This window comes from Shewanella psychrotolerans (assembly GCF_019457595.1).
GTDB classification, from domain to species: domain Bacteria; phylum Pseudomonadota; class Gammaproteobacteria; order Enterobacterales; family Shewanellaceae; genus Shewanella; species Shewanella psychrotolerans.
Map to the genome: position 1 here is coordinate 1,074,229 of NZ_CP080419.1, position 16,825 is coordinate 1,091,053.

The window sequence follows — 16,825 nt, forward strand, 5'->3', positions numbered from 1 at the left end:
GTTGCTGTAAATCAAGTTTTGCAGTTATTCTGGTCTGACTTGTTGATATCTGGACTATAGTTGACACTGTTGAAAACCAAAATTTGTGTGTAACACAAGTCAGTTGCCGATTACGGCTATAATCAACATTTGAAGTGCTTAAACAAATCCCTGTGATCTATCCAGTAAAAGAGAACACAGGCAATAATCAATGTAAGGATTCTCTTTCTATGCTCATACGCCATAAATTACTCGCAAGTGCTGTCGTATCTATTTGCTCGGTTATTGCGATGTTTGGTTTACAGAGATATTCAGCTGCAACGTTAGACGACCTATCTCACGCTGCCGAAAAAGTCGTTGAACTTGAAAGGGATGTTTTGAGTTTACGAAAAGATGAAAAGGATTTCTTTGCTCGTTTAGATTTGAGCTATCTTGATAAACATAAGATTAATGCGAGCCAATTAGACAACACTATAACAGCTCTTAATAAAACCTTCCTTGCTTATGATATCCCAACCAGTGCGTTAAATTCCTTTAAACAAAGTATCGAACAGTATCAAACTTTGTTTATTGATTTAGTCAATTTACAGCAGCAGATAGGGCTTAGTCCCAAAGAAGGGCTTTATGGTCGATTACGTAATGCCGTGCATAGTGTTGAAACCTTAGTGAAAGAAAACAACGAGCCAGAATTATTAGTGACCATGTTGCAGCTAAGACGAAATGAAAAGGACTTTATGTTGCGCCGGAGTTTGAGTTATGTCGAGAAGTTTGATGGCAATTTAGCAATACTCAGACAGCAAGTTGATTCGTCATTTTTGGAAAGTGATATTAAATTAGAGCTTGATGGTTTGATTGGTGGCTATAGTGCCGACTTTAAAGCTTTAGTGAATAAAGAGCAGGAACTTGGGTTGACAGAGAATGATGGCCAAATGGCAACGCTTAGGACAAGTATCTCTAATGCTGAAAAAGGGCTAGCAACCTTAAAAGAGCAGGCAACAGAGGCGATTCATAAGGCTGAAAAAAGTGCGGTGACAATTAGTATTGGTATTTTTGTATTAATTACGATTGTGTTGATTAGTTTTACCCTTGCCATTATTCGCAGCATTATGGACCCTGTGCAAAGAATTAGCAGCGTCATTTCAGCTATCGAGCAGACAAAAGATTTGTCCTTGCGTTGTGACTCCAAAGTCGATGATGAGATTGGGCAAATAGCCAAACATTTTAACGGCATGGTGGCATCTTTTCAGCAACTGATTAAGGAAGTATTAGAATCAGTCGATGTCGTTAATCGTTCTTGCCAGGAGTTGTCTGCAAACTCAATACGAGCGTCAGAAGGTGTTGCGCGTCAGCTCAATGAAACCGATATGGTTGCGACAGCTATTACCGAAATGGGAGCAACAATTGATGAGATTGCCAGCAATACTGAGCTAGCTGCTGAACGAGCGAGTAATACCCATGATAATGCCCAGAAAGGGCAATTTGGCGTAGTACAAACCATTGAGAAAATTCAAGCATTGGCTGAAGAATTGAATGATTCCGCTAAAGTTGCAGCAGAATTAGAAAAAGACAGCGAAACGATAGGTAGCGTACTCGATGTCATTCGTGGCATTGCTGAGCAGACTAATTTGCTTGCGCTGAATGCGGCGATAGAAGCAGCCCGAGCTGGAGAACAAGGCCGAGGCTTTGCCGTGGTTGCTGATGAAGTGAGAAGCTTAGCTATGCGCACCCAAGAATCAACCGAAGAGATTGCCAGCATTATTCAAACGCTGCAGTCACGGACCCGTTCAATCGTTCAGTTAATGGAGTTGACTCAAAAGCAGGGCGGTGAAAGTGCTGAGCAGGCCGCCAATGCAGGGGCTTTGCTAGAACAAATTAATACCGATGTCACGAATATTATGGATATGAGTACCCAGATTGCCGCGGCAATTGAGGAGCAGAGCATGGTGGCTTCGGAGGTGAACAAGAATGTGGTGGTTATTCGCGATATCGCTGCCGAGTCGGCCCAAGCCGCAGATGATAATGCTAAGTCTTCCGATGAGGTAAAAGCGCGAACCGAGTCGTTACTTCAGGCGGTAAGCTTATTTAAGATCTAATTTTTTATTCAGGTTTTAAGACCTAAAAGGATGTTATCTGCTGCAGGTGAAGTTAGTTTAGCTAGATTCATCCGCAGCATTTTATTTGGGCATTACATTCGGAATAGATACTTAATACCAATCAGTATAAGGATGTGATCGATCAGTGAGAATTTAGCGCTTATGAGGGAATATCCTAAGTATGCTGAGAACATACAAGACCTTGTTGTTTGCAACGAGCGAAGGGCATAGTTGAACTAGGGTCAAACTCCTTGTTAACAACGCATCAAAAGTGCTAAAACTTGCCTGTTAGATTGGTTTTAGGGGCAGCAAATATCGCAGATACAAAAAATCCCCGCATTGCGAGGCTTTTTTGTGTGGTGCGCTAGGCACCCGCAGAATATGGTGCCCGAACCCGGAATCGAACCAGGGACACGAGGATTTTCAATCCTCTGCTCTACCGACTGAGCTATTCGGGCGACGGGGTGCATTAAAAAGCTTTTGCGCATTTGAGTCAACTAATTTTTTGAAAATAGTTGGTGAAAGCTCTCGTTTGGGTAACTTTTGCTCGAAATGATGGTTTTTAGATCAAAAGTGATTTTGGCGGATAATTAGAAATTGAAACTTGGTTTTTTGCCACTTTATACCAATTAGTAATGATCTATGATCTAATATGCGCACCAACCTTAACCCGTATTCCAAATTGAAAACTTATAGTGCCGAAGAGCTTTTAGCTTTATCTAGAGCAGAAAAAGAACCTCGTAAACGTATGCGATTACTTGCCGTCGCTCTCTTCCTCGAGGGAAATAATCGTACTGATGTCGCCTTGAGGCTCAAAGTTGCCCGCGCTAGCGTCAACGCTTGGGTAGCTAAGTATCTTGCCAACGGTATCAAAGGGTTGGATGCTAAGAAAAATAAGGGACGTGATAGCTACTTAACCTCAAGTCAAAAGCAGCAACTCAGTGCCTACATAGAGGAACAATGCTCGAGTGATTCAGGTGGAAGACTGACAGGTGATGCGATCCTAAAATATGTCAAATATCACTTTAATGTTGATTACCATCCAAACGCGATTTACAAATTACTGGAACAATTAGGTTTTAGTTGGATAACGAGTCGTTCAAAACATCCTAAGCAATCAATAGAAGTCCAAGAGGCTTTTAAAAAAGTTCCAACTGGAAACGATCCTTAACATCCCTGGTAGTGTGGCGCTTGAGCGAGTTGATATCTGGTTTCAAGATGAGGCCCGCTTCGGGCAGCAAAACACGACCACACGTTTATGGGCAAGAAAAGGCACTCGTCCTCGCGCTATACGCCAGCAACAGTTCGAATATGCGCATTTCTTTGGCGCTGTTTGTCCGCAAACAGGCGATACTGAAGCGATGATCGTTCCTTACCTAAGCAAAGACGTCATGCGTCAGCATCTATCACTGATAGCACAAAGGACAAAACCAGGTAGGCATGCCGTTGTTGTCATGGATGGTGCAGGTTGGCATACAGCAGATCTCGCAGATGAGTTTAACAACCTTAGCATCATCAAATTACCGCCATACTCCCCTGAACTAAATCCGATAGAGCAAGTATGGAGTTGGTTACGGCAGCATCATTTAGCTAATCGCAGCTTTCAAGGATACGATGATATCGTTGCAGCCTGCTCTGATGCTTGGAACAACTTCATTAGCGATACGAAAAGAGTGATGTCTTTATGTCGTAGAGAGTGGGCAATAATGACTAAGTATTAAGATGGAATGGTATTATAAGGACTAGGGACGACGAGAATAAAAAAGCTCCGCAGATGCGGAGCTTTTTTAGGATTACTTCAGCATGTCATTATCAGGGAAGTTAGTTTTCATCACCAACAATACATTATCTTTTAACTGCTGTTGCCCTAGTTCTTCATAAGCTGTTGCCATTATTTCTAATGCTCGCTCAGTTGATGGCGTACCAGGATATACCTCCATCACGGTTTGAGCTCTGACTGCTGCGGCGCTCCATGCATTCATCTTAATATAATATTCGGCAACCGTAATTGAATACTTCGCTAAACGATTTTTCAAAAATAACATACGTTTTTGCGCATCGGCAGCATATTTACTGTTAGGATAGGACTTTACCAAACGGTCAAAATCTTTAAAGGCATCTTGCGCTGCTTTGGGGTCTCTATCTGTCCTGTCAATGTTTAACATGTCATGAAACATATAATTATCTGACTGCATATTGACGAGTCCACGCATATAATAGACGTAATCTATATCTTTATGGGTCGGGTTTAAGCGGATGAAGCGGTCAATGTTGGCTATTCCTGACGCAGGATCATCAAGTTTATAGTATGCGTAGATCAGGTCTAATTGAACCTGAGTCTTATGTGGGCCGAACGGATAGCGAGAGTCTAAAGCTTCTAAAGAGCGAACTGCTTTGGTGTAGTTTCCTAGCTCCATTGATGTTCTTGCTTGAGAATAGAGCACTTCAGGTGACGATTTAGATAGTTGAATATCATCTTCAGGGCTACTACTACAGGCCGATAAGGCCAGTGATAACAAGGCTACTGCGGCGCCTTTGGCAAAATTATGCATACTTGAATTCGATTCTTTTAAGTTGTAGTTAAGAATTTTTCCATTTCAGGATAAAATAGAAACAATCCGATTGTAACAGATAGCACATTATTTTGGACCCCAAAAAGCGGGTACGGTTCCTATGACACAAGAGATTAATCTAAAAAGCGAGATAACAGCAACACAAACAGGTCAAAGATTGGATCAAACTTTGGCTGAATTGTTCCCTGATTATTCTCGTACACGCATTAAAGAGTGGATATTGACAGGTGCTGTCTATGTCGACGGTGTAGTACAAATTAAACCTAGAGAGAAGGTTCTCGAAGGACAAGAGATCGAGGTTGAAGCGACGCTGCAGGAAGAAACTAAAGCAGAAGCGCAAGATATCGCTCTCAATATTGTTTATGAAGACGATCATATTATCGTTATTAATAAGCAAGCGGGATTAGTGGTTCACCCCGGTGCAGGTAATAGTGATGGTACTTTGATGAATGCGCTACTGCATCATTGTCCGCAAATAGAGCTAGTACCTCGCGCGGGCATTGTTCATCGTCTCGATAAGGACACCACAGGATTGATGGTGGTCGCTAAAACTGTTGAGGCGCAAACGCATCTCGTTGCCGCGCTTCAAGCCCGTGAAATTGTGCGTGAGTATGAAGCGATCGTTCAGGGCGTGATTATCTCAGGTGGTACTGTCGATGCTCCTATCGATCGCCACCCGACGAAGCGAACTCATATGGCGGTGGTTCATAACGGTAAGCCTGCTGTGACGCATTATCGTGTTGCTGAGAAATTCCGTGCCCATACTCGTTTGAGACTGCGTCTAGAATCGGGACGTACGCACCAAATCCGTGTGCATATGGCGCATATTGGTCATGTGTTGGTCGGTGATCCTGTTTACGCAGGTCGTCCGCGTCCACCAAAAGGTGTGACCCCAGAGTTTTTTGATATCTATATGGGCTTTAAGCGTCAAGCACTCCACGCTGTAAGACTAGAGCTTGCACATCCATTTACCTTTGAGATTATGAGCTGGCAGGCACCGATACCTGATGATATGCATACCTTAACTCGGGCGTTACGTGAAGATACTAAAGCTAATCCATCGGATTACTAGTTCATAGGGTGACTCATGTCTCAAGCTGACTGGTTTGTACCAAAGGGCGTTAAGTTTGCTTTCACTGAACGAACTGGTGGGGTCAGTCAGCCGCCATTTGATAGTTTAAATTTCGGGACTCATGTCGGTGATCAACCGTCGTTAGTCCTGAAAAATCGCCAACGTCTATTGCAACAGCTTTCGTTATCGAGTGAGCCTGCTTGGCTAGAGCAAGTTCATGGGACTGAAGTGGTCAATCTAGATACGGATAGCAATAGAACGGCGGACGCCAGTTTTTGCCGTACGACCAATCATACATGTGTGGTCATGACTGCCGACTGCTTGCCGGTGTTGATTTGCGATAAATCGGCCACTCAAGTGGCCGCAGTACATGCAGGTTGGCGTGGTTTATGTGATGGCATTATTGAAAAAGCCGTTTCACTGTTTGATGTCGCTCCTAATGAACTTTGTGTTTATCTCGGGCCTTGTATTGGTGCTAACGCTTTTGAGGTGGGTGCTGAAGTTCGGCAGTTATTCATTGACAAACATCCACAATCAGAATCCTTTTTTATCCTGCGAGCTGGCAAATATCTTGCTGATCTTCAAGGCATCGCACGTTATCGCACTCAGTTAATGGGGGTGAATAATATCTATAATTTGCCACATTGTACCTATGAGCTCAAAGACCGTTACTTTTCTTATCGTCGAGAGCCTGTGACGGGACGAATGGCGTCTCTGATTTGGTTAGAAAAGTAGCAGTTTTTTATCGTTATTCTTCGCAAGTTGCTTGAATTAGGCAAAAAAGCCCCCATCTTTAAGTTAACAAAATACTGAAGGTAAACTTCATTCGTTAATTAGGAGGCTGTATGCGACTCGATCGTATGACCAATAAATTTCAGATAGCAATCTCCGATGCTCAATCGTTAGCGTTGGGGCGTGACCATCAGTTCATTGAACCTATTCATTTAATGATGGCATTGCTAAATCAAGATGGTGGTTCAATTCATCCATTATTAACTCAGGCGGGGATATCTGTTAGCACCCTGCGTTCTTCGCTTAGTCAAGAGTTAGAGCGCTTGCCGCAAATAGAGGGCACTGGCGGAGATGTTCAGCTATCTCAAGCATTAATTCGTTTATTGAATTTATGCGATAAATTAGCGCAGAAGCGCAAAGATAAGTTTATCTCTAGTGAGCTATTTGTTCTTGCTGCATTAGAGGGGAGCGATCCTCTCGCTCAATCGCTTAAAAAGGCTGGTGCAACCAAAGAGTTACTTGAACAGACGATACAGCAAGTTCGCTCTGGGAAAAATATTGACGATCCTAATGCCGAAGATCAGCGTCAAGCCCTTAAGAAATTTACCGTAGATCTTACCGAACGAGCCGAGCAAGGTAAACTTGATCCTGTTATTGGCCGTGATGACGAGATCCGCCGAACCATTCAGGTGCTTCAACGTCGAAGTAAGAACAATCCGGTATTAATTGGCGAACCCGGTGTGGGTAAAACCGCCATTGTAGAAGGGTTAGCTCAGCGTATTATTAATGGCGAAGTGCCAGAAGGTATTAAGAATAAGCGGGTGCTTTCACTCGACATGGGGTCGTTAGTCGCAGGCGCAAAATATCGCGGTGAATTTGAAGAGCGCTTGAAAGCTGTGCTCAATGAGCTTGCTCAAGAAGAGGGTCAAGTGATCCTGTTTATCGATGAGCTGCATACTATGGTTGGCGCAGGTAAAAGTGACGGCGCCATGGATGCAGGCAATATGCTTAAACCTGCCTTAGCAAGGGGTGATCTTCATTGCGTCGGTGCGACAACTCTCGATGAGTACCGCAAGTATATTGAAAAAGATGCGGCCCTTGAGCGTCGATTCCAAAAGGTTCTGGTTGAAGAGCCCAATGTTGAAGATACTATCGCCATATTGCGTGGCCTAAAAGAGCGGTATGAATTGCATCATCACGTTGAAATTACCGATCCTGCAATCGTTGCCGCGGCCAGTATGTCTCATCGCTATATTTCCGATCGAAAACTGCCTGATAAAGCGATCGATTTAATCGATGAAGCGGCATCGAGTATTCGTATTCAGATTGACTCTAAACCAGAGCCATTAGATAGACTCGAGCGCCGTGCTATTCAGCTTAAACTTGAAGAGCAAGCTTTAAGTAAAGAAGCTGACGAAGGTAGTTTACGTCGCTTAAGTATTTTGCGTAGTGAATTGAGAGAGGTCGAAGCAAAAGCTGCCGAGTTAAATGAGATTTGGCATACCGAGAAAGCGGCGCTAGCGGGAACTCAGCATATTAAATCTGATTTAGAGCAAGCAAGAATGGATCTAGAAGTCGCTCGACGCGCAGGTGATCTCACCCGCATGTCTGAGTTGCAATATGGTCGAATTCCAGAGCTCGAAAAGCAACTCGATTTGGCATCTCAAGCAGAAATGCAAGATATGACATTACTACGCAATAAAGTGACTGATGTAGAAATTGCTGAGGTGCTTTCAAAGGCGACAGGTATCCCCGTGTCTAAAATGCTTGAAGGTGAAAAAGAAAAACTACTTCACATGGAAGATGCATTGCATACTCGAGTGATAGGTCAAAATGAGGCTGTTGATTCGGTGGCGAACGCAATTCGTCGTAGCCGTGCAGGACTTGCCGATCCTAATCGTCCAATTGGATCGTTTTTGTTTCTTGGCCCCACTGGGGTTGGTAAGACTGAGCTTTGTAAATCCTTAGCTAAGTTCCTGTTCGATACAGAAACCGCGATGATCCGAATTGATATGTCTGAGTTTATGGAAAAACACTCAGTATCTCGTTTAGTTGGTGCGCCTCCTGGTTATGTCGGTTACGAAGAAGGTGGATATTTGACTGAAGCGGTTAGACGTAAGCCTTATTCGGTGATCCTGCTTGATGAGGTAGAGAAAGCACACCCTGATGTGTTCAACATTCTGTTGCAGGTGCTTGATGATGGCCGACTCACTGATGGGCAGGGACGTACGGTCGATTTCCGTAATACCGTTGTGATCATGACATCGAACTTAGGTTCGGACATTATTCAAGAACGTTTCGGAGTAGCGACCTATGCCGAAATGAAAGCTGAAGTCATGAATGTTGTGACCCATAGCTTTAGACCTGAGTTTCTTAATCGTGTCGATGAAAGTGTGGTGTTCCATCCATTAGAGGCTGAGCACATAGCTCACATTGCTGAGATTCAAATGGATAACCTCCGAGCTCGCTTAGCTGAGAAGGATTTTGAACTTCAAGTTAGTGAAGCAGCGATAGCGCTTATTGCGCAGGCGGGATTCGATCCTGTCTATGGTGCACGTCCACTGAAGCGCGCATTGCAACAAGAGGTAGAAAATCCATTGGCGCAAAAAATACTTAGCGGACAACTTATACCGGGTAAACCGATTAAAGTAGAAAGCGCTGGTGGCGAGTTAGCTTTCAGCCAGTAAGCATTGATCGCTTTTATTATAAGACGTGGCGTTAATGATGTTGTTCTCGCGAATTAACACTAAGTTTGCAAGTTCAATAGACCCAATTAAAGGTTCGAATTTCCATTTTGGATTCGAACCTTTTTCGTTTGTAGTGTAATACGCGATTTGCGGTAAGGTCGAAAATCGACTAGTTTGCAAGGAGTCGTTGTTAATTTGATTTCAATGCATTGAAGGAGTAATGGATGAAAATAAAATTAGTCATAGTATCAACCCTAACCTTGATAATGTTTGGTTGCAGTTCATCATCGCAGCCTCCTAAGACCGATGATGGATACATTGGTGTCGGTAACGTTGAGTATGATAGCCTTTATCATTATGGTTATAACATTGGCTGCCGTAGTGCGGGTATGGTTAAGCGCGATACCAGTCTTGGCAGTGTTGAATCGATGAAAGATGATGTACTCGATGGGTTGAGTGAGTTTGATAGAGGCTGGGATGCTGGCACAACAGCATGCCAAGATGGGATCAGCCACTCTATGTATACTGTTAAGTAAAGGTTCAAAAAACAGACTCGTTAGAGTCTGTTTTTATATTTAGTTAATATGGAAACTATTTCACACAGAATAATCGAATTCGTTCTTTTTGAGATGCAATTTGAGCTTGCCTATCTTCCTCTGTCATTCTTTCCATCTCACCACTTTGTTCATTTTTTCGAGTTAATCGAGTATGGGTTTCAAGTACGTTAAGCTGATGTTTGGCGCTGTCACATATCATTTGGGCTTGCTCTTTATCTTTACTTTTTATTTTAGTAGCAGCGGCCTCTAACTCTGTTTTCTTAGGTTCAATGGGTTTAGAGCTCTTTGGTGAGACTGAACCAACCTTTTTGGGTTCAATATCTTCACTGTAGAGTTTTTCTGTATGTTTTTCTGGTGGCATTTCTTGACTATAGTGAGTTACACCATTTTCATCCACCCACTTGTAAATGGTTGTCGCGAAAACTGTTGGGCTTAACAACACTATAAATAACAACGTATAGTAACTTTTCCTCGTCATGATACCGTCCATATATTTTTAATAAGCAATAGTAGCTGTTATATCTCAAATTAAAGTCAAGCATGTATCAATGTTCAGACCATTGACCAAAATACGAGCGTCAAATCTGTGTTATGTTTTATTTAGTCAAGATAACTCTGCCTTTCATTATATGCAAAATTTAAACAAACAGGCGGCTAAGAGCCGCGGAATCTACCTACTTCCCAATTTATTGACAACTGCAGGGCTGTTTTCTGGGTTTTATGCGGTTATCGCATCGATGAATGATCATTTTGAAGCCGCAGCTATCGCTATCTTTGTTGCTATGTTATTCGATGGGTTAGATGGTCGGATTGCAAGGATGACTAATACCCAAAGTTCATTTGGTGCCGAATATGACAGCATGGCAGATATGGTTTCATTTGGAATGGCGCCGGCTTTGATTGCGTATAACTGGGGACTAGCCGAACTAGGTAAAGTGGGTTGGCTGGCCGCTTTTATTTATTGTGCAGGTGCAGCGCTAAGGTTGGCGCGCTTTAATACTCAGGTTGGTGTAGCTGATAAACGCTATTTTCAAGGCCTGGCAAGTCCGGCTGCTGCTGCGATTATTGCTGGGGCGATCTGGACTGGTACATATTATGAGATTACGGGAGGGCAAATAAGTTATCTGCTATTGCTACTTACTGGGGGCATAGGTCTATTAATGGTCAGTAACTTCCGCTACTACTCCTTTAAAGACTATGACTGGCGAAGTAAGGTTAATTTTATCGTGATACTTTCTTTCGTCGGGCTGTTCGTTATAGTGTCGGTCCAACCTGCAACAATATTATTTTCTGCATTTTTACTATACGCACTATCGGGGCCAATCCATACCATACGTAGTATTAAGAAGCTTAAAGTCAGTCATGTGGTTGGCGATGATGACGATGTTGATTTTGTTCCTTCTTCTGATGTCGTTGAAAAAGCTCCTCAACAGGAAAAGCGGGAGCATAAGACCACGTCGCGTCCAAACGATCCCCTCTGAGCATGTCTGAGTATGTCTGAGTATGATAGTTGCTAAATGTTTAAATAGATTTTTGGCAGAGTTGTAATTTGTGTGCCAAACTTATTCTCCCGTTCAGACTTACACATATTTATTAGCTTGAAGCTGGATAAGGTGACGAGATAAGACGGGATAAATTGAGTTACGTTGTGTCTACGTTGTGTCATTGTGTTGTTATCGTTATTTTTTATGTGTGAATCTATTGGGTTTACATTGTTTTGTTTGAAAATTGAGCTGTCATTTGCTTTTATTAAAAAAGCGCTTGCGCCCATCCGAGAACTCCCTATAATGCGCATCCACTGACACGGCACAGCAGGCCAACGAGTTAGCGACAAGCTAGATTGTATGGGACTTGTAGCGGTGTTAGGGATTCAAAAAGCGTAAGCGATTTGAATTCGGTGATAGCGCTTTTAAGGGCTTCAAATGATGATGACTGTTTAACAAATCATCGCTTGAAAAACTTCTTAAAATTAGCACTTGACGCCAACAACGGGAAGTGTAGAATACGCATCCCTAAGCCAACGACCTAGCGTCAACGGCGGCTAAATGAACGCGTTAAAACGTCATATTAGCCACGCTCTTTAACAAGATGAAACAAGAAATCTGTGTGGACACTCACAGGTGTTGAGTTATTCGAAATTGCTTTTCTGTCTTCGGATGTAAAGCAATCAAAAATTTTACTCAATGTAAGATGAGTGTTCATAGCAATATGTACAACATGTTAGAGATTCTTCCGAGTCTTTAATGTGGAATCAGAATTCATTGAGCCGAAGCTTTTAGCTTCAACAAAACTTTAATTGAAGAGTTTGATCATGGCTCAGATTGAACGCTGGCGGCAGGCCTAACACATGCAAGTCGAGCGGTAACAGGAATTAGCTTGCTAATTTGCTGACGAGCGGCGGACGGGTGAGTAATGCCTAGGGAACTGCCCAGTCGAGGGGGATAACAGTTGGAAACGACTGCTAATACCGCATACGCCCTACGGGGGAAAAGAGGGGACCTTCGGGCCTTCTGCGATTGGATGTACCTAGGTGGGATTAGCTAGTTGGTGAGGTAATGGCTCACCAAGGCGACGATCCCTAGCTGTTCTGAGAGGATGATCAGCCACACTGGGACTGAGACACGGCCCAGACTCCTACGGGAGGCAGCAGTGGGGAATATTGCACAATGGGCGCAAGCCTGATGCAGCCATGCCGCGTGTGTGAAGAAGGCCTTCGGGTTGTAAAGCACTTTCAGCGAGGAGGAAAGCTTAAGCGTTAATAGCGTTTAGGTGTGACGTTACTCGCAGAAGAAGGACCGGCTAACTTCGTGCCAGCAGCCGCGGTAATACGAGGGGTCCAAGCGTTAATCGGAATTACTGGGCGTAAAGCGTACGCAGGCGGTTTGTTAAGCGAGATGTGAAAGCCCCGGGCTCAACCTGGGAACTGCATTTCGAACTGGCAGACTAGAGTCTTGTAGAGGGGGGTAGAATTTCAGGTGTAGCGGTGAAATGCGTAGAGATCTGAAGGAATACCGGTGGCGAAGGCGGCCCCCTGGACAAAGACTGACGCTCATGTACGAAAGCGTGGGGAGCAAACAGGATTAGATACCCTGGTAGTCCACGCCGTAAACGATGTCTACTCGGAATTTGGTGTCTTGAACACTGGGTTCTCAAGCTAACGCATTAAGTAGACCGCCTGGGGAGTACGGCCGCAAGGTTAAAACTCAAATGAATTGACGGGGGCCCGCACAAGCGGTGGAGCATGTGGTTTAATTCGATGCAACGCGAAGAACCTTACCTACTCTTGACATCCACAGAATTTGGTAGAGATACCTTAGTGCCTTCGGGAACTGTGAGACAGGTGCTGCATGGCTGTCGTCAGCTCGTGTTGTGAAATGTTGGGTTAAGTCCCGCAACGAGCGCAACCCTTATCCTTATTTGCCAGCACGTAATGGTGGGAACTTTAGGGAGACTGCCGGTGATAAACCGGAGGAAGGTGGGGACGACGTCAAGTCATCATGGCCCTTACGAGTAGGGCTACACACGTGCTACAATGGCAAGTACAGAGGGTTGCAAAGCCGCGAGGTGGAGCTAATCTCACAAAGCTTGTCGTAGTCCGGATTGGAGTCTGCAACTCGACTCCATGAAGTCGGAATCGCTAGTAATCGTGGATCAGAATGCCACGGTGAATACGTTCCCGGGCCTTGTACACACCGCCCGTCACACCATGGGAGTGGGCTGCACCAGAAGTAGATAGCTTAACCTTCGGGAGGGCGTTTACCACGGTGTGGTTCATGACTGGGGTGAAGTCGTAACAAGGTAGCCCTAGGGGAACCTGGGGCTGGATCACCTCCTTACCTATACGACTAACTTAATGTTTGTTGAGTGTTCACACAGATAACTTGTTCTTGTTAGAGCAGGTGGCACGTCTTAACGGCGATGCTTGTTCTTTAAAAATTTGGAAAGCTGATAGTGTTGATGTGAAAGGGACTGTAATTACTTACATTGTAGGTGGTTATGGTTTGTAGCATTGACGCGAAAATTAAAATTGAGTTCTCAAACACTTAAATCAAGTGCCGAATCATTACCTTTAATTAGGATGATGATTCATGAGTATTCTTTTGGCGAAAGTAAACACCATTAGTTACGATACAACGTCCGAGCTTACCCGCTTGGATAGGATGTGATTTGTAGACATTAGTTTATGAAACTCATTTGGGTTGTATGGTTAAGTGACTAAGCGTATACGGTGGATGCCTTGGCAGTCAGAGGCGATGAAGGACGTAGTAACTTGCGAAAAGCGTTGGCGAGCTAGTAACAAGCATTTGAGCTAACGATGTCCGAATGGGGAAACCCGGCAGCATAAGCTGTCATCATTAAGTGAATACATAGCTTAATGAGGCGAACGAGGGGAACTGAAACATCTAAGTACCCTCAGGAAAAGAAATCAACCGAGATTCCCCTAGTAGCGGCGAGCGAACGGGGATTAGCCCTTAAGCGTAGAGGGTGTTAGTGGAATGTGTTGGAAAGCACAGCGGCACAGGGTGATAGCCCCGTACATGAAAACTAACTTTACGTGAAAACGAGTAGGACGGGACACGTGACATCTTGTCTGAACATGGGGGGACCATCCTCCAAGGCTAAATACTCCTGACTGACCGATAGTGAACCAGTACCGTGAGGGAAAGGCGAAAAGAACCCCTGTGAGGGGAGTGAAATAGAACCTGAAACCGTATACGTACAAGCAGTGGGAGCGGTTCTTGAGACCGTGACTGCGTACCTTTTGTATAATGGGTCAGCGACTTACATTTTGTAGCGAGGTTAAGCGAATAGCGGAGCCGTAGGGAAACCGAGTGTTAACTGCGCGTTTAGTTGCAAGGTGTAGACCCGAAACCCGGTGATCTAGCCATGGGCAGGTTGAAGGTTGAGTAACATCAACTGGAGGACCGAACACACGTATGTTGAAAAATGCGGTGATGACTTGTGGCTGGGGGTGAAAGGCCAATCAAACCGGGAGATATCTGGTTCTCCTCGAAAGCTATTTAGGTAGCGCCTCGAGCGAATACCATTGGGGGTAGAGCACTGTTAAGGCTAGGGGGTCATCCCGACTTACCAACCCTTTGCAAACTCCGAATACCAATGAGTACTACTCGGGAGACACACGGCGGGTGCTAACGTCCGTCGTGAAAAGGGAAACAACCCAGACCATCAGCTAAGGTCCCAAAGTTATTGCTAAGTGGGAAACGATGTGGGAAGGCTTAGACAGCTAGGATGTTGGCTTAGAAGCAGCCATCATTTAAAGAAAGCGTAATAGCTCACTAGTCGAGTCGGCCTGCGCGGAAGATTTAACGGGGCTAAGCAATACACCGAAGCTATGGGTACTAGCGCTTGCGCTAGTGCGGTAGAGGAGCGTTCTGTAAGCCGTTGAAGGTGAAGGGGTAACCCACGCTGGAGGTATCAGAAGTGCGAATGCTGACATGAGTAACGATAATGGGGGTGAAAAACCCCCACGCCGAAAGACCAAGGGTTCCTGTCCAATGTTAATCAGGGCAGGGTGAGTCGACCCCTAAGGCGAGGCCGAAAGGCGTAGTCGATGGGAAACAGGTTAATATTCCTGTACTTCTGCTAACTGCGATGGAGAGACGGAGAAGGCTAGGCTAGCGCGGCGTTGGTTGTCCGCGTTTAAGGCAGTAGGTGGTGCACTTAGGCAAATCCGGGTGCACATACACTGAGAGTTGATGACGAGGTTCTACGGAACTGAAGTAGTTGATGCCATGCTTCCAGGAAAATCTTCTAAGCTTCAGGTTAGCAGGAATCGTACCCCAAACCGACACAGGTGGTTGGGTAGAGAATACCAAGGCGCTTGAGAGAACTCGGCTGAAGGAACTAGGCAAAATGGTACCGTAACTTCGGGAGAAGGTACGCTCCTGTTGGTGATGAGACTTGCTCTCTAAGCTGACGGGAGTCGCAGATACCAGGTGGCTGCAACTGTTTATCAAAAACACAGCACTGTGCAAACTCGCAAGAGGAAGTATACGGTGTGACGCCTGCCCGGTGCCGGAAGGTTAATTGATTGGGTTATCTTCGGAGAAGCTCATGATCGAAGCCCCGGTAAACGGCGGCCGTAACTATAACGGTCCTAAGGTAGCGAAATTCCTTGTCGGGTAAGTTCCGACCTGCACGAATGGCGTAATGATGGCCACGCTGTCTCCAGCCGAGACTCAGTGAAGTTGAAATTGCGGTGAAGATGCCGTATACCCGCGGCTAGACGGAAAGACCCCGTGAACCTTTACTATAGCTTGGCACTGAACATTGACCCTACATGTGTAGGATAGGTGGGAGACTTAGAAGCAGGAACGCCAGTTCTTGTGGAGTCAACCTTGAAATACCACCCTTGTAGTGTTGATGTTCTAACTCTGGCCCCTGAATCGGGGTTGAGGACAGTGCCTGGTGGGTAGTTTGACTGGGGCGGTCTCCTCCCAAAGAGTAACGGAGGAGCACGAAGGTTGGCTAAGTACGGTCGGACATCGTACGGTTAGTGCAATGGCATAAGCCAGCTTAACTGCGAGACATACACGTCGAGCAGGTACGAAAGTAGGTCATAGTGATCCGGTGGTTCTGAATGGAAGGGCCATCGCTCAACGGATAAAAGGTACTCCGGGGATAACAGGCTGATACCGCCCAAGAGTTCATATCGACGGCGGTGTTTGGCACCTCGATGTCGGCTCATCACATCCTGGGGCTGAAGTCGGTCCCAAGGGTATGGCTGTTCGCCATTTAAAGTGGTACGCGAGCTGGGTTCAGAACGTCGTGAGACAGTTCGGTCCCTATCTGCCGTGGGCGTTGGATGATTGAAGGGAGCTGCTCCTAGTACGAGAGGACCGGAGTGGACGAACCGCTGGTGTTCGGGTTGTCATGCCAATGGCATTGCCCGGTAGCTACGTTCGGAATCGATAACCGCTGAAAGCATCTAAGCGGGAAGCGAGCCCTAAGATGAGTCATCCCTAGAGCTTTAAGCTCTCTAAAGGGCCGTAGGAGACTACTACGTTGATAGGCAAGGTGTGTAAGCGTTGTGAGGCGTTGAGCTAACTTGTACTAATGACCCGTGAGGCTTAACCATACAACCCAAAAGGGTTTCTAACTAAGTGAATAC

Annotated in this window: 9 protein-coding genes, 1 tRNA gene and 2 rRNA genes; 9 read left to right on the top strand and 3 right to left on the bottom strand. The window is 45.1% G+C overall.

Annotation, left to right across the window (positions count from 1 at the left end; genetic code table 11):
* Nucleotides 1-209: 209 nt before the first annotated feature.
* On the top strand, nucleotides 210-2,072 hold the full coding sequence (locus K0I62_RS04735) for a methyl-accepting chemotaxis protein (RefSeq protein ID WP_220070371.1): 1,863 nt from the start codon (nucleotides 210-212) through the stop codon (nucleotides 2,070-2,072).
* A 382-nt stretch (nucleotides 2,073-2,454) separates the two neighbouring features.
* On the opposite strand, the gene K0I62_RS04740 is transcribed toward K0I62_RS04735, so the two are convergent.
* Nucleotides 2,455-2,530 (bottom strand) — tRNA-Phe (locus tag K0I62_RS04740).
* A 194-nt stretch (nucleotides 2,531-2,724) separates the two neighbouring features.
* On the opposite strand from K0I62_RS04740, the gene K0I62_RS04745 reads away from it, so the two are divergent.
* Nucleotides 2,725-3,793 (top strand): IS630 family transposase gene (locus K0I62_RS04745; RefSeq protein WP_220068015.1). Its coding sequence is split into 2 segments (ribosomal slippage): nucleotides 2,725-3,221 and nucleotides 3,220-3,793, totalling 1,071 coding nucleotides; the frame shifts between segments, so codons are not numbered across the junction.
* Between the two features lie 72 nt (nucleotides 3,794-3,865).
* Here K0I62_RS04745 and K0I62_RS04750 read toward each other — a convergent pair.
* Entirely contained in the window at nucleotides 3,866-4,624 is a 759-nt protein-coding gene (locus K0I62_RS04750) for an outer membrane protein assembly factor BamD (protein WP_220070372.1), read from the bottom strand.
* A 121-nt stretch (nucleotides 4,625-4,745) separates the two neighbouring features.
* On the opposite strand from K0I62_RS04750, the gene rluD reads away from it, so the two are divergent.
* The 4 genes from rluD to K0I62_RS04770 all read left to right on the top strand — a co-directional run bounded on the left by rluD (nucleotide 4,746) and on the right by K0I62_RS04770 (nucleotide 9,672).
* Nucleotides 4,746-5,717, top strand: coding sequence for a 23S rRNA pseudouridine(1911/1915/1917) synthase RluD (gene rluD / locus K0I62_RS04755; RefSeq protein WP_220070373.1), 972 nt, complete (start codon nucleotides 4,746-4,748; stop codon nucleotides 5,715-5,717).
* A 15-nt stretch (nucleotides 5,718-5,732) separates the two neighbouring features.
* A complete protein-coding gene (gene pgeF, locus K0I62_RS04760; RefSeq protein WP_220070374.1) occupies nucleotides 5,733-6,452 on the top strand; it encodes a peptidoglycan editing factor PgeF in 720 nt (239 codons plus the stop codon).
* 110 nt (nucleotides 6,453-6,562) lie between these two features.
* Complete coding sequence (gene clpB / locus K0I62_RS04765; RefSeq protein WP_220070375.1) at nucleotides 6,563-9,136, top strand: ATP-dependent chaperone ClpB; 2,574 nt, start codon at nucleotides 6,563-6,565, stop codon at nucleotides 9,134-9,136.
* A 224-nt stretch (nucleotides 9,137-9,360) separates the two neighbouring features.
* On the top strand, nucleotides 9,361-9,672 hold the full coding sequence (locus K0I62_RS04770; RefSeq protein WP_220070376.1) for a hypothetical protein: 312 nt from the start codon (nucleotides 9,361-9,363) through the stop codon (nucleotides 9,670-9,672).
* A gap of 55 nt (nucleotides 9,673-9,727) precedes the next feature.
* Here K0I62_RS04770 and K0I62_RS04775 read toward each other — a convergent pair whose 3' ends face one another.
* On the bottom strand, nucleotides 9,728-10,171 hold the full coding sequence (locus K0I62_RS04775; RefSeq protein WP_220070377.1) for a DUF4124 domain-containing protein: 444 nt from the start codon (nucleotides 10,169-10,171) through the stop codon (nucleotides 9,728-9,730).
* Between the two features lie 151 nt (nucleotides 10,172-10,322).
* Here K0I62_RS04775 and pssA point away from each other — a divergent pair, with 151 nt between their 5' ends.
* From pssA to K0I62_RS04790, 3 genes are all read left to right on the top strand, one after another.
* On the top strand, nucleotides 10,323-11,174 hold the full coding sequence (pssA, locus tag K0I62_RS04780; protein WP_220070378.1) for a CDP-diacylglycerol--serine O-phosphatidyltransferase: 852 nt from the start codon (nucleotides 10,323-10,325) through the stop codon (nucleotides 11,172-11,174).
* An 812-nt stretch (nucleotides 11,175-11,986) separates the two neighbouring features.
* Nucleotides 11,987-13,529: ribosomal RNA gene (locus K0I62_RS04785) — 16S ribosomal RNA — on the top strand.
* 369 nt (nucleotides 13,530-13,898) lie between these two features.
* A 23S ribosomal RNA gene (locus K0I62_RS04790) occupies nucleotides 13,899-16,792 on the top strand.
* Together the 16S and 23S rRNA genes form the textbook arrangement of a ribosomal RNA operon.
* Nucleotides 16,793-16,825: the final 33 nt, after the last annotated feature.